At 56.3% G+C, this 14,609-nt stretch carries 12 protein-coding genes; all 12 read right to left on the bottom strand.

Features of this window, described 5'->3' with window-relative positions; translation table 11 throughout:
* Positions 1–157 precede the first annotated feature (157 nt).
* Positions 158–916, bottom strand: coding sequence for a WecB/TagA/CpsF family glycosyltransferase (locus tag SBC1_RS00150; protein WP_165986856.1), 759 nt, complete (start codon positions 914–916; stop codon positions 158–160).
* Entirely contained in the window at positions 903–2,102 is a 1,200-nt protein-coding gene (locus SBC1_RS00145; protein WP_165986854.1) for an aspartate-semialdehyde dehydrogenase, read from the bottom strand. Before SBC1_RS00145 ends, SBC1_RS00150 begins: the two co-directional genes overlap by 14 nt.
* A gap of 203 nt (positions 2,103–2,305) precedes the next feature.
* Positions 2,306–3,412 (bottom strand): heparin lyase I family protein, encoded by a 1,107-nt coding sequence (locus tag SBC1_RS00140; protein WP_243830255.1) that lies wholly within the window; start codon positions 3,410–3,412, stop codon positions 2,306–2,308.
* Positions 3,409–4,563, bottom strand: coding sequence for a glycosyltransferase family 4 protein (locus SBC1_RS00135; RefSeq protein ID WP_165986852.1), 1,155 nt, complete (start codon positions 4,561–4,563; stop codon positions 3,409–3,411). Before SBC1_RS00135 ends, SBC1_RS00140 begins: the two co-directional genes overlap by 4 nt.
* Positions 4,556–5,032 (bottom strand): hypothetical protein, encoded by a 477-nt coding sequence (locus SBC1_RS00130; RefSeq protein ID WP_165986850.1) that lies wholly within the window; start codon positions 5,030–5,032, stop codon positions 4,556–4,558. The genes SBC1_RS00135 and SBC1_RS00130 overlap by 8 nt, the downstream gene beginning before the upstream one ends.
* A 58-nt stretch (positions 5,033–5,090) precedes the next feature.
* Positions 5,091–6,643 (bottom strand): IS3 family transposase gene (locus SBC1_RS00125; RefSeq protein WP_243830254.1). Its coding sequence is split into 2 segments (ribosomal slippage): positions 5,091–6,181 and positions 6,181–6,643, totalling 1,554 coding nucleotides; the frame shifts between segments, so codons are not numbered across the junction.
* Positions 6,644–7,537 carry an O-antigen ligase family protein gene (locus SBC1_RS00120; protein WP_165986848.1) on the bottom strand — a complete coding sequence of 298 codons (894 nt, stop codon included), beginning with the start codon at positions 7,535–7,537 and terminating at the stop codon, positions 6,644–6,646. It abuts the gene before it with no gap.
* Positions 7,530–8,357, bottom strand: coding sequence for a glycosyltransferase family 25 protein (locus SBC1_RS00115; protein WP_165986847.1), 828 nt, complete (start codon positions 8,355–8,357; stop codon positions 7,530–7,532). Before SBC1_RS00115 ends, SBC1_RS00120 begins: the two co-directional genes overlap by 8 nt.
* A gap of 9 nt (positions 8,358–8,366) precedes the next feature.
* On the bottom strand, positions 8,367–9,677 hold the full coding sequence (locus tag SBC1_RS00110) for a flippase (protein ID WP_243830253.1): 1,311 nt from the start codon (positions 9,675–9,677) through the stop codon (positions 8,367–8,369).
* A gap of 198 nt (positions 9,678–9,875) precedes the next feature.
* Positions 9,876–11,120 carry a UDP-N-acetyl-D-mannosamine dehydrogenase gene (wecC, locus tag SBC1_RS00105; RefSeq protein ID WP_165986845.1) on the bottom strand — a complete coding sequence of 415 codons (1,245 nt, stop codon included), beginning with the start codon at positions 11,118–11,120 and terminating at the stop codon, positions 9,876–9,878.
* Between the two features lie 23 nt (positions 11,121–11,143).
* On the bottom strand, positions 11,144–12,331 hold the full coding sequence (gene wecB / locus SBC1_RS00100; protein ID WP_165085308.1) for a non-hydrolyzing UDP-N-acetylglucosamine 2-epimerase: 1,188 nt from the start codon (positions 12,329–12,331) through the stop codon (positions 11,144–11,146).
* Between the two features lie 75 nt (positions 12,332–12,406).
* Positions 12,407–14,608, bottom strand: coding sequence for a polysaccharide biosynthesis tyrosine autokinase (locus tag SBC1_RS00095; protein ID WP_165986843.1), 2,202 nt, complete (start codon positions 14,606–14,608; stop codon positions 12,407–12,409).
* Position 14,609: the final 1 nt, after the last annotated feature.

The raw sequence follows: 14,609 nt of genomic DNA, 5'->3' as shown, positions 1-14,609 counted from the left end.
GGGTGTTGCTGGCGCGGGAGGTGAAGGGGGTGAAGGGGGTGAGGATGGGTTCTCCGCGACCGCGTTATCGTTTGAGCACCTGCCCCTGGGTCGCGGGCGCGTGAGCGCACAGATGCAGTCTCATAGCCACATCTTGTCGACGCGATGCGGCCTCTCTCTATTTGCTACGCTCGCCGCTACCAATGACCGAAGCGACCCGCGATTTAAGCAGCATCAGCGCGAACTTATTATTAGTTACGAAATAGCGCTTCCACATCCGTCTGGGTTCTTGCGCAACGCGAAATGCCCACTCCAGTCCGCCGCGTTGCATCCATCCAGGTGCCCGACGCACCTTGCCAGCAACAACGTCGAAGGTACCACCCACCCCCATGACGAAATCGACGCCAAGACGGTCTTTCCAGCGATTGATAAAGTTTTCCTTCTTCGGAGACGTAATCGCTACAAAAAGTAGTCTTGCGCCCGAGCTACGAATCATCTCAACCACATGCTCTTCATCGTCCCAGAAGTACCCATGATGGTGGCCGGCGACCTGTAGCGCCGGATAGCGTGCAGACACGACCTCCGCTGCGCGGCTGACCACGGCATCCGTCGCTCCTAGCAGGAATACAGGTAGGCCGCGCTCCGCTGCCATCTGCAGGAGACGCTCGAACAAATCAACGCCAGCAACTCGCTCGGGCACGTCAAAACCTAAAAGTCGTGCACCCCATACAACGCCCATCCCGTCTATATTGACGATGTCGCACGCGCGAATCGATGCCGCCAACTCAGGGTCACTCTGCATATGGACAAGCTTCGCGACATTGACGACGACGTGCTGAGTGAACTGCTTTTTCTCAACCCGCGAGCCAATACATTCCACGGTCTCATCCATTGTCGCGACATCTACCGGGCAAGAAAACAATTCAATGCGATTCATCGTGAATATCCGAAAGGCCTGATGGCTGTGCCGCATAAAGGCTCAATGCGTAGAACGCCCACGCTTGCGTCCAGCGCAAGTAGTTAATGCGGTTCGTGATACACCGCCCCTTTTGATAAACGAACCGCTTTTTATCGACCATATACAGCGATGCATGTGCCCTCACGAGGACAGCACGAGCCAGCGCAAAGTCCGTTTCCGTGCCACCAACTCTTATCAGGGTTACGACAGCTTGTGCAACTGAATGCGTGTCGAGCGGCCAGATTCGATTGTGGTAATACTTGACAGTCCCGTCGGGTAAAAAGAAATTATTCCGATAGTACTCCATACCTTTTTCAATCACCGTCGAGAATTCTGTCGTCCCGGCCGCCTTCTGGATGAGGTAGAGCGCTTCAAGGTTGTAACCGGTGTGAAATCCGTCGATGAAAGCGTGATGCGTCCGTGCTCCATAAGGCCATTCGCCACCCTGCCGCTGCATTGACGCGGACTGCCGAGCCACCCGCAATGCACGCTCGCGCATTGGCTCGTTGCCTATTCGCGCTGCTGTCCGCGCCACAATGGCAGCGGACCAAAGACTCGCGTTATGCACAAACGCCGTCTCACCTGGGATGTATGCGTAGTATTCGAGATCCGATGTTCGGATGTACAGGCTGTCGATAAAAAATCCGGCATCGGTCGCCGCCTCAAGGAAGCGAGGACATCCGCTCACACGCCCAAGCTCGTAAAGCGCCCTTGCCACGTAACAAGTCGTGATGGCGTTGGGTTTGCCACGAGGCACATAGAACGCTCTGGCCGCCCAATCGAAATGATATCCCCAAGCGTGATGCTTCCAAATGCCGCGGTCAACGCACTGCGTGAGTAGCCAATCACCGAGCGCGACAGCCTCATCAAGATCCTCGCCGCCAGTAGCGTCGCGACAGCGCTCAATCAGTCCGAGAATAAACAACGCGATACCTTTCGGATTGCGTTTTTGCGGAACGCCGACAAGACTCCTTAGGTTCACCGGACTTCGCTTGTGCAGTTGTAACCACGCAATACGCGCAAGGGGAAAACGGTTCCCGCCGAGTCTATCGAACAAGGAGCTATTCAATCCATCGAAGGGATCATGTCCACCAAATCTGCCCTCACGGCATTGCTCGAGCAGCGCGTCAGCAATAGGCTTCGCGTCGAAAACTCCTTCAGTCATTGTTGGCATTTGCATCACTTGAAATCGTAGAGGATCAATGCAACACGGCGAGTCGGTTGCATCGTGAAATGGCACAGCGAGAGCGTCGCATTACTGACCAACGAAGCGTTGGCCCAGCGCTGAACGATTAGGGAGCCACGAGAGCGAAAATCAGTCCAGCCGTTGAAATACTCTATCTACCCTGGATGCCTCGTAGGCCACAATCACCGCTGAGAAACGTACACCGGCCCGAAAAACATGGTGATCTGAGTAACATCCGACGGCTGCGTTTTCCAGCCTGCTTTATACAGCCCCATCTTGAGATAGGCACTTTGATCTGTCATATATGCATTTGGCGCTCCTTGCACGGCATACACCGACGTTCCGTCTTTATAGAGCTCGAGCGAGGAATGCTGTCCCGTTTCGTCGGGAACGTAACGTAAGGCCCAATTCACCCATTTCCCCCTATCCGCGTCCGCACAACAGAGCCATTTCCCGCCCGATGCGACCGTTGGATTCGATCCGCCACGTTCGGATATCCCATACTGTGTCCCGAGTAAGCCTAGTGCGATCGTTGGTGAGCCCGTCGTCAGGGACTGGTGAATCTGCGTGACGATTACTAGTTGCTTCGAGTCAAACACAAAGCCGATCGGAAGAAATGTGCTCCACCTGATCAAATAGTCCTTACCCTGTGCAAACGTGACAGGAGCTGGAAAAAGTACTTCCGCGCGCGGCGTCCCGTTTGCAACGCCAGAAAAATTTTCAGTGATGCTGATGCTTGCGCGTAGGGCATTGCGACCAGGAACAACCGGGTCAGCCACTACACTGATGTCACCGGGATTGGACTGGACGTCGATTTCCGGGTCAATGCCACCCCGCCAATCCGCGACGTAGAGTGGATCGTAGGTGGCCGCCCAGCCTTGAGTATCCGGGTCGGTCCAAGTCACGACCGGTGCCTGCGCGACGGCAAGGCCGCAGCTAGATAGCGCCGCCAACCCAACGAGCCGCCGGAACCATCCCATGGTCTTGTCATGTCTAACTATTCTCGATTCATGTACTAATGGCACCGCAATCATTAATCTGGCATGTGCAGCATCGCACCCACAAACCAGGGGATCGTATGTAACTCGATGCCGTCCGGGCAGGTTCCCCGCATGCGCCATTGCTGGATCAATCCCATGTTCCCGATCTAGCAAGGAGATCGTCGGAAATCGCCCCTCAATCAGGTTGGCATTTGCGCCGTTTGGCTCGTTTCCCGAGACACTCCACTGCTGACGCAACGCAGCGAACGCGATGCATTGCCGAGCCGCATCCATCCATTTTTTATTCATCGTATTCCTTTCCTTTTCACAACGATGTCGCGATAGCATTGGACATATTGACTGGTGACGGCTTCGATCGAAAAAAGGCGTCGTGCTCTAGCAAGGCCAGCAAATCCCATCTTTCGGCTACGCTCTGGGTTGTCGATCAACGTGCGGATGCGTGCCGCCAACGCTTCGGGATCACGCGGCGCAACCAGATAACCTGTCACGCCCTCCTCCACGAGAGCAAGAAAGCCGGCCGTTTTTGTACCGATTACGGCGATACCGCAAAACATAGCCTCAAGCGTCACAATGCCAAACGACTCCCGATAGCTAGGCAAGCAAAACGCACTCGCATTGCGATAGAACTGCAACTTCTCCTCGCCGCGGAGCCATCCGACAAACGTGACGCAATCGTCGATTCCGAGATCCTTGGCCCTTAGCTCCCAAGCGGGAATATCTCCGGTTCCAGCGAGCTTAAGACGGAGGAAACATCCTTCATTTTTTAGCAAAGCAACAGCGGCAAATAAATCGGCGATTCCTTTCTCCGGCACAAATCGGCCCGCAAAGGCGAGGTAGGGCAAAACACCTCTATCGCCTAATGTTTCTTGCTCTCCATTCCCCGCCGCCTTCTCTGCCGCGTATGCGCTGTTCCCGATCGTATATACGCCGTCTCGACTGCCCCTTTCGCGTAACAAATCCTGACTCATCTCTTCGGACACACCGATTACCGCATCCGCGTTTCGAATGAAATGTGATATCGCACGGGCCGTTGCTGACCCTGCGCTGGACTGAAACCCTGCAAGGTCGTTCGAATGCCAATGAAATAATGTCTTTTTCCCCCATAGCCTCGCAAGAACATAGAGGGCAAATTTTCTATAAAACGATCCTTTCGCCGACACATGAAAATGAACAATTTCCACGTTTCTGTTCATTGCAATGGCAAAGCGAGGAATATCGACGAGACCGAATAACAGCACGTTGATCGGTTTTTTGAACCCGCGTGTTTCAAAGAAAGACAATGCAATGTCTTCGATTTCAAAAAACTTCTTGCTCGCGGCAATCTCGCTTAAGACAGACGCAACTCCGCCACGTTGTCCAAAACCTGCTCCGACATGAAGAACGTTTAGCGGCGTTCGTGACGCGAGACCGACCGTGGGACTAATTTTAGTTTCAATCATGATCGTGTCCACGGTTAGAGAATGGTGAGTTACTCAACACAGCGGTGCGTCTCACAAGTACCGCTATGACGGCTAGGTATGGAGCAGCGATCGCCGATACGAGCACATGCCCGGCGGTGCAGGCAATTATCATCACCACAACAAAGAACAGTTTTTCGAATCGGGCCAGCGGCCCGCGCCGACGAGATATGAACGTTCGACTCAAATCGTAAAGATAGAATGAGAACACCGGCAGACCCAGCGCCAGCAATAGGTCTGGGCCATCAATCTCGATCGCATAACGAACCGTTGGATAGCCGCCCGTCAAAAGCGCAACGTAGTTTTGTTGCGCGAGGTCACTCCACACATTCGCAAACTTTATGTTGCGCCCGGACATCACCGTGGTGAGCATCTGGTCATCGGCGACACGGCCCTGCTGGTCCGCGAAGTATTGAAGGCTAAGATCGGCTGCCTGCTGTATTGCTGGCACTGAAACATAGGCGATGATTGCAATGCTCGGCGGTTGTCAACGTAGTTGTCGCGTCACTTCAAGCAAACTGCTTTAGTTCTTCCGGCTGCATACGCTCCGGATTGAGCCAGACTTCATCCTTCAATTCCCAATTGCGCGTCGATCGGGACCAACGCTGTGGATTGCGCTGCCTGGCCTCTGCATAAACGGCTTCACGTTGCGCGAGCACTGCGGCGGCTACGCCGTTGTGGCGCTGCGCCGGCGTGACGAATTTCAGGCCGCTGTGTTTGTGCTCCTGGTTGTACCAACGCACGAACTTCTGCGTCCAGGCACGGGCCTCATCCACGCTGCCGAACGGCCTGCGTGGATAGTCGGGCCGGTACTTGCAGGTGCGGAACAGCGACTCTGCGTACGGGTTGTCATTACTCACACGCGGGCGGCTAAACGAGGCCGCAACCCCCAAGTTCTCCAGAGTGGCAAGCATCGTCGCACCCTTCATCGGGCTGCCGTTATCCGAGTGCAGCACCAGAGGACGTCCTGCCAGGCCCTCGGCCAGACTGGCACGCCGCATCAGCAACGCGGCCAGTTCCGCCGATTCGGCTTCATGCACTTCGTGAGCAACAATCTTGCGGCTGAACACGTCCAGCATCATGTACCAGTAGTAGTACTGTCCTTTGACCGCCGCCTGCAGCCACGTGATGTCCCACGACCAGACCTGATTCGGCGCTGTCGCACAATGACTGGTCACCACCCGGGTCGAAGGCTTGCGCGCACGACCCCGGTGATGCTGCTGCGAGGCGCTGCGCAGCACGCGGTAAAAGCTCGATTCCGACGCGACATACACGCCGCGATCCGCCAGGCTTGGCACGATCTGGCTGGGCGGCAAGCTGGCAAACTCCGCACTATTGGCTACCTCAAGAATCTGTTGCCGTTCGGCCTCACTCAGCTGGTTACCCGGCGGCGGCCGTTCGGTCGTGGTACGGCCATCGGCGTGCACCGCGTCACCGTCACCCACCCAGCGCTGGAACGTGCGCAGGCTCAGGCCCAGCTCGTCGCAAGCCTTCTCCAGCCGGCAGCCTGACTGCGCCGCCTCGCGTATCAACGATACACATAACAGGCGATCCGGGACGTTGATTAATCGTCCTCTTTGTCTCCCCAGATCGCCTGGGCTTTTTTTCTCAGAATCAGCAGCGCAGCCGCTTCCGCCAGCGCCTTCTCCTTGCGCTGCAATTCCTTCTCGAGCTGCTGGATCCGCTTCTTGTCGTCCTTCGACTGATGGCGCTGCTCGCGTGCCTGCTCCGTGGCATTCGCATTGGCCGAACGGCAAGCGGCTCGCCAGGCGGATATCTGTTCTGGATAAAGACCCTTTCGACGACAATACTCGGCCAGCTCCGCTGCATTGAGCGGCGCGGTTTCCAGCACTACTGCAAACTTGTCCTCCGAAGACCATGCTTCGGGATTCTTCCCATCGCCCGGCACGGCCAACCCTTGTCCTTTCGCCTGTCGGCGCCACGTGTACAACGTCTGTTCGGTAATCCCCGTTTCTCTGGCCAGCGCCGAAACCAGCGCGTTTTCCGGTGGCATCATGCGCCGCACCAGCGATTCTTTTCTTTCTGCTGAGTAGGTTTTCATTCACCCTGATTTTACCGCCCCCGGACCATGTCTATAAGAATCAGATAGCACGACAACTATTCTGACGCCGGGGGTGCTTGCGAGCAGCGACACGGCCACAGCTGCCCGTACTGTGGCATGGAAGACCCCATGCCGAGCGTATAAGTAGCCACATAAGACGCCTAGTGCGCCCACCACCCCGCCTTTTGTGCCGACGAGCAGCGACGCGATAAGAAGAACTCCGACAAACACCGCATCGAGCAAAGTCCACCCACGGCGTAAAACCCTCAGGCATCCATAGGCTAGTCCGACCATCATCAGAGCCGAGGTCTCGTTCTGCGCGTAAACTATTCCCTTATAACCCGCTCGGATCTGTGTATCTCCCCGATAACTGCGGAACATGTCGATCGAAAAAATTGCTCCTGCAAAAATCGAGAGCGCATAGATAAGCAAGGCCGCCCGAACAACCGGTTCGAGCTTAGCCAACTGCCGGTCACTCAGGCCTGACAATGCTGCGACGTAGACAAAGAACGAAAACACCTTAAGGATGGCGATGACCTCCTCGACATATTCGCCGTTGGTCATTCCCGCGAGCGCATACGAGATAGATGACGCGCTAATGGCAACGGCGACAAGGAGCATGATCCGCAAACTTGAGAGCTGCACCTTCCCGCGAATCGACATCGCGACCACCAGGCCAGCGAGGACAATTCCGCGCAGGAAGAGCGAGTAACGTGCTCCAAAGTCGCCGCCAACACCGCCTTTCAGCGCGAACACAGATAGGAAATCGCCTACCGGTGACAACGCAAATCCAGCCACCAGTAACGTCCAAACCAATGGCCTTGTGAGATACACAGTACCGCCGCCGACACCTGGACAGCCGGTCAACGTCCTATATGTTCCGAAATCACTCATGCTTGGCTGCGCGTACATGCGACGTAGATCGACGTGCTGTTACGTTGAGCACGAATATAACCATCCACCGAGCGCCGGTTCTGCATACGCGCAACGGTTTCAGCACGACCTCATGCCAGCCGGCCCGAAGCGACGGCGTGAGCGCTCGTCGATGAGCCTCAATGCTGCTTTCCATGGTCTCGAAGGCCTCCCACACGGCGTATGGTCGAAGCTGCTTGACACACATACCGCCGTGGTCACGATGCCACGGCCAGTCGTCGAGTAGCGCTTTGACCGGCCCGTTCGTATGACCCAGTGCTAAACGTGCGCCATAAGCAGATATCCAGTACCCAACCGATCCAGACGTCCACTGCTTGAACGGAATACCAATGCGCATACCGTCGATCAGGTCGACCCGCTTCAGTGGCTCGTATAAATAGGTTCGCCCAGCCGATGCACGGCGCAACTTTGAGCGTCCGAGCAATACGACGTCTGCTATCGATGCGAGCTGCTTGTCCGAGGCGAGCAGCAATCGTTCGAAGAATGCGGGCTCCAATAGTGCGTCATCCTCAAGCACAACCGCACCGTGCCCGGACTCGGCGATTTTCTTCCAGACTTCCCTGTGACTTATAAAACACGCGACCTCCGCACGGCTCAATGAACGGCCATGGCGCTTGCGCGCGGAATCGTCGTCGTAAAGCATGCCAAATTCAGAATCGGACATCACACGCGCGTCAAACGCATCTTCAAAAGTGAAGGAAACATTTTGATCAGACAGCACCTTCGCGATAGATTCGCGTCTAACCGAGCGCTTTAAAGATATAACGTGCACGTTAAACATGATGGACAGTTACCAATTCATTACCTGCTTGAAATGCGCACGCATTGGAGTCGACCGCAAGATGATGAGGAGATACGTACAGAGGATCGCTATCTCGGCGATCAGGAATGAACCCGCCGCACCATTCGCGCCGTAACGCGGAACCAGAACAATCGATAGGCTGATGCTCAGGGCGCCGCCCACTAGCATAACGATTGAGCGTCTACGGCTATCAGCGAAAGGGACCAGCACTTGCAGCCCCAGGAAGTACGCGAGGTTTCCGAATAAAGTAGCTAGGCAAAGCAGCTGAAGTACTGTCGCCGAATCGTGAAATGCACTTCCCAATATCAGGCTGGTCAGGTGTCCGGACAAAAATGTAACAACCAGTACACCAAGCATCGTGGTCGCTGCTGTTGCTATCAAACCGATCAGCGTCAGCTTAGCCGCTGCGCGCGGAGCGTCAACCATTAGAGCGGATATACGGGGATAAAGGATCGTATTTATCTGTGCGGGGACCATGTTTCCGACCGTCTTTAACTTATCGGCGGCAACATACAACCCAACCTGATACGGTCCGGCCAGCGAGGCCAGAATGACGGTATTAGTCGCGCCGAAGAGCGTTACCGACGCCGACGATACGAACATGTCGGTGCTTTTTTCCAGACGCGATCGGACCGATGACCAAGAAAGCATAGGGCTGCGTAAAACCCCGAGCCGCTGAGCGGCGACCATCGAGAAAATCGCGGTAAGGACCGGCGCTGCCGCCTGAATTCCGACGGCGATGGCTATATCGCCGGATTGATGAACCAATAGAAATGTCAGCGGCAACGTCAAAAAACGACCAGCAAGCGAAACTGTCGCAAATAGCGAGAATCGTTCAAGCCCCTGCAACAGCCAGTTCAGGGTAAAGATGTTGCTGACCACGACCAGCCAGGACAACAGGATCGCGGTGCGCGCGGCCGCGGCTTGATGATCGAAGTGAAGCACTACGAGCAGCGCGCCGAACGAGACCACGCAAAGACACGCCTTCGCGCCAATCGTCGACCAAATGAGTTCGTTAAGCTCAACCGGGCGCCCCCTCAACGCAACCACCGCCTTAGGGCCACTCAGATTGAACCCCCATTCGGTAAGCACAGTCCCATAGATCGCTATCGCCATGACGTAGCCCAAAACGCCGAACCCGGTCGGTCCGAGGATCCGTGTGAGGTACGGAAAAGTAGCGAGCGGCACAAGGTAATTGCCGATCTGCCAAACGAGCATCGCGACAAAGTTCCGGCCAAGACCAGTGGCCGCTTTTGGCGCTCGCCGCGTTGAAGTTCCGACACTGGACTGGTCGCTCACGAGCGCTCCCTCGATCCACCAAAAAGGCCTGAGAACGCGGTGTTTAACTGCACCGTACGATAGCGAAGCGCGCGCTCGGTGCGAACCTCCGTGGAAGCGACAAGCCCCGGCATATCCTGAACAATGCCGGGGTACCTCAGCCGCCCATCAAGATGCAATTTGGACGTTGCTAAACCTAATTTGCAACAGGTCGCAATACTACCCACGAGACAACAACCCTCGCGTATCAATCACGACCTTCGCCTGCAGCCTTACCGGATCAACTCGCTTGAACTGAACGTGATCGACAAGAATCACGATTACATCCGCTTCATTGAGCGCGTCGTTCAATTCACAAAACCGCACAACTCCTTCAAGCGATTCCGGCAGCGTCCTGATATTCGGCTCGACAACCATCACCTGTCCCGCAAACCGCAAACCGATCTCACGCGCAATATCCAGCGCAGGACTCTCCCGCAAATCATCGATATTCGCCTTGAACGCCAGCCCGAGACACGCGATCACAGGTTCCTTGAACCTCTTCGCCGCACGCTCAATGCGATCAATCACATAACGCGGTTTATCGTCATTGACAATTCGCGCCATCCGAATCAAACGAGCCAGTTCAGGCGCGGAATCGACAATGAACCACGGGTCCACCGCAATGCAATGCCCCCCAACACCAGGCCCGGGCTGAAGAATGCTCACGCGCGGATGCCGGTTCGCAAGCCTGATCAGTTCCCACACGTTGATATCGAGTTCATCGCAGATCACTGACAACTCGTTAGCAAACGCAATGTTCACGTCGCGGAAAGAGTTCTCGGTGAGCTTGCACATCTCGGCAGTGCGAGCATCGGTAAGAATGCATTCGCCCTGCACAAAAATCTGATACAGCTCGCGCGCTACTTCGCTGCATTTAGGTGTCGCGCCGCCAATCACGCGGTCGTTCTCAACGAGCTCGCGAATCACATGACCCGGCAACACGCGCTCCGGACAATGTGCAACGCGAATATCCGAACTTTCACCTGCCTGCTGCGGGAAAGTCAGGTCTGGACGAAGCTCGGCCATCCAGTCAGCCATCTTCTCAGTGGCGCCCACCGGAGAAGTCGATTCGAGCACGACAAGGTTGCCCGCTTTCAGCACCGGCGCGATCGCACGACTAGCCGCCTCGATGTAACTGAGGTCAGGCTTGAATCCATCCAGAAAGGGCGTGGGTACGGCGATCAAAAACGCACCGGCCGGCTCCGGCGTCACGGTCGCGCGCAGATATCCCTGCGTAACAGCCGCGTGAACCAGCATGTCGAGTTCGGGTTCGACAATATGGATTTCGCCCTTATTAATGGTGTCGACTGCGTGCTGATTGACATCGACGCCAATCACTTGCTTGCGCCGTGCAGCAAACGCCGCGGCAGTAGGCAAACCGATATAGCCTAGCCCGATGACCGAAATCACGTTGAATTCCATGATCTTTATTGCCTTTTTACGTGTTATGTAGACGGTTCAAATTGTTCGGTCGTCGCATAGACGATGTCCCTGGGCTTATTCGTCACCCAAGCCGGCCTCAGCACATTGACAATCCGCTCACACGCTCGTCCGTCGCCGTAAGGATTCTCGCCACTGCTCATTGCCTGATATGCCGCGGAATCGTCCAGCAGCTCCGACACGTTATCCACGATCGACCGCACTTCCGTACCCACCAGCCTGACGACGCCAGCATCGACTGCTTCCTGACGCTCGGTCGTATCGCGCATCACCAACACCGGCTTGCCGAGCGATGGCGCTTCCTCCTGAACGCCGCCTGAATCGGTGAGTATCAAGTGTGCTCGATCCATCAGGAGCACGAATGGAACGTAATCAAGCGGCTCGATCAGATGGATATTCGGGATGCCCGTGAGCAGCCGCGTCACAGGCTCCTGGACCAATGGGTTCAGATGCACCGGGTAGACCACGTCAATATCGGGACGTGCATACGCAATCTCGGCGAGCGCCGCGCAAATACGTTCGAAACCAGAACCGAAACTTTCGCGCCGATGTCCCGTGACGAGAAGCATGCGTCGCCCCGGAACGAGTCGAGGCAGATGCCGCTCGGCGTCCGCGCGTAATTGCGGATCAACCTCGAGCAACTGCCGAACGTGAAGCAGCGCATCTATCACGGTGTTGCCAGTGACCACGATCCGTTCGTCCGGAACGTTCTCCGCGAGCAGGTTGTGGCGCGCACGTTCAGTCGGTGCGAAATGCACTGCGGCGAGAGAGCCGGTCAACTTGCGATTTCCCTCTTCGGGCCACGGCGAAAGCAAGTTTCCGGTCCTTAGTCCCGCTTCCACATGTCCTACTGGAACGCGCTGATAAAACGCCGCCAGACTCGCCGCCATCGTGGTCGTGGTGTCGCCGTGCACCAGCACGATATCGGGCCGGCAGTCTTTTATGACGTCGCGCATGCCGAGCACGATCGCAGTCGTCATGTCATACAGATCCTGGCTGCGCTTCATGACGTTAAGGTCAAAATGCGGCCGGATCTGGAATAGCTCCAGCACCTGGTCGAGCATTTGACGATGTTGCCCGGTCACGCAGACGTAGCAGTCAATCCCCTCGGCATCCTTAAGCTGCTGGACAAGCGGAGCCATCTTGATGGCTTCGGGACGCGTTCCAAATGTAAGTAGTACTTTTTTATTCATATAAGTCCTGGATCGACACGTATTCCAGAAACGCAACATGCCTATCAGCGGTGATGCGTTGCAGTCTTTGAATATCTATTCCGTGGCACTAGCGTACGACGAGTAAGTTCCATATGCAGTGGTTCGCTTGGGTACGTCGGTCAGCACGATGCCGTTGACTTCGACGCCCGCGCTGCCGAGCAATCTCATCGACTCCCGAAGCTCGGTTTCCGAATGCTGTCCGTGACGCATCACAAGCAAGGTCGTTCCCGCATGCTTGCCGATAACCGACGAATCGGTTGCCGCAAGGATTGGCGGTGTATCGACGATCACCAGGTCATACGCGCTAGACAAGTGTTCAATAACTTTCCCGAGACGATCGCTCATCAATACTTCCGACGGACTAGGCGAAAGCGCGCCGCGAGTAAGCACGTCAAGACCCGGGAGCACGTGCCTGCGCACGACCGCGTCGATTGCTGCTCCGGCAATGACATCTTGAAGCCCAGGATCACGGAACTTGCCGAAGTAAGCGTGAATGTTGCCGCGGCGCAGATCGGCGTCTATGAGCAACACACGCTTGCCGGCGGACGCCAGCACAGCGGCAAGATTCACTGATAGAAAGGACTTGCCAATATCAGGGTGCGGACCCGCAACCATCACGACGTTGTTGGTTGCAGTCGCCAGGCGAAACAGCAACGCGGTGCGCAGACTCCGGATACCCTCCACCGCGATATCGCCCGAGCACGATGCCGCCAGCACATGCTGACCGCGGTCCCCGCGCCGTGCCGATCGCTGCAGCCTGATCTGACGTTCACTATGCAGGATGACTGCGTAGACCGGGACGCCCGCCGCTTCCTCGATCTCCAGCGTGTCTTCCATGCCGCGATTCAAAGAACGCCGAAGCAACGCCGCGCCGACGCCAAGTAGCAAACCGAGAACACCAGCGGCGCCGATGACAATGAGTTTCTTGGGCTTGACCGCTTGTTCCGCAACAACCGCATAGTCGACCACGCGGACATTACCCTGTTGTCCCGCCTTGAGGATCTGCAACTGCTGCGCGCTGGTCATCAGGTTCATGTAGAGCCCGGTATTGACATTCACGTCACGCATCAATCGCACTGCGGCTTGCTGCGTGTCCGGGAGCAACGAGACCTTCGCAGTAAGTTGATTCTGTTCGCGTTGCAAATCCGCCAGTTGGGCGTCGATGGCCGCAACCGAAGGATGGCTCGGCGTAAAGCGCTGCAACAGATCCGCCCGCTGTTGCTGCAGCGTGGTTATGCGCGCCTTGCCGTCGACAATCGACTGCAGCAGCAGCCGGCTTTCCTCAACGAGGTCGACCGTGCCGGTCTTGTTTCGGAACGTGTTGTAGCGCTGCTCCGAGTTGTCGAGACCTGATTTCAACTCCGGAAGTTGATTGCCAAGAAAGCCCAGCATCTGCGCAGCCTGGCCGGACTTCAAACCAACATTGCGCTGCACATAACCGCGCACGATGGCGTTGACCGTGTCCGCGGTTCGTGCGCTATCGGTCCCATCCAGCCGAACCCCGACAATGCCCGACTGCTTGACCTTCTCGCTGATATCAAGATTTTTCTGCAACTTCTCGGTCACAAGCTGTGTCGACGAACGTTTCAGTTGGAACACTGTGCCAGCCCGCGCCACGAGCCCGTTGACGGTCAAACTCACCGGCCCGTATTGGGTCTTGCCAGCGACGGCCTCGCCGAGACGTCCTTTGAGCACAACATCGCCGTCCGGGCCTTTAAGCTCGAATGTCTGGTTCGAGCCGGCAATCAGCTTGAATTTAGCGTCGTAGAGAATGGGTGGCACATCGAATTGGGTAACTTCGAGTTGCTCTCCGCCCCACGCATAGCCACTCAGTCCCCACAACGGCGCCGCGAGTTGATCCGTAGCAGCGCTACGTGCGATCCATGAGCCAATCAACGGGAAGTACCGCGGTTTTGCGTCGATATCAAGGTGAAGGCTGCGGACGGTCGCGTCGATCAATTCACGCGAACGGATCAACTCGATTTCGGCGTCTGCCGTAGCCTTGCCGCCAAACAACTGGGCCAGATCGCTTAGTTTGTCGTTTACCGCACCCGCGTTGTCGTCAACCTGGACCATCGCGTCTGCGCGGAACACCGGGGTGGAGAAAACCGCGTAACCGATACCCAACGCGAGCGTGGTGGCCGCAACCACCGAAATGAGAAGCTTGTTCTCGCAGAGGGTCGCCGCAATCGCAGACAAATCGATCTCGTCATCCGCATTCGACGCGGTGCGATGGTTAGTAGTGTGAAGACTCATT

The organism is Caballeronia sp. SBC1, assembly GCF_011493005.1.
GTDB lineage: Bacteria > Pseudomonadota > Gammaproteobacteria > Burkholderiales > Burkholderiaceae > Caballeronia.
This window is presented reverse-complemented; position numbering and strand designations above follow the sequence as displayed.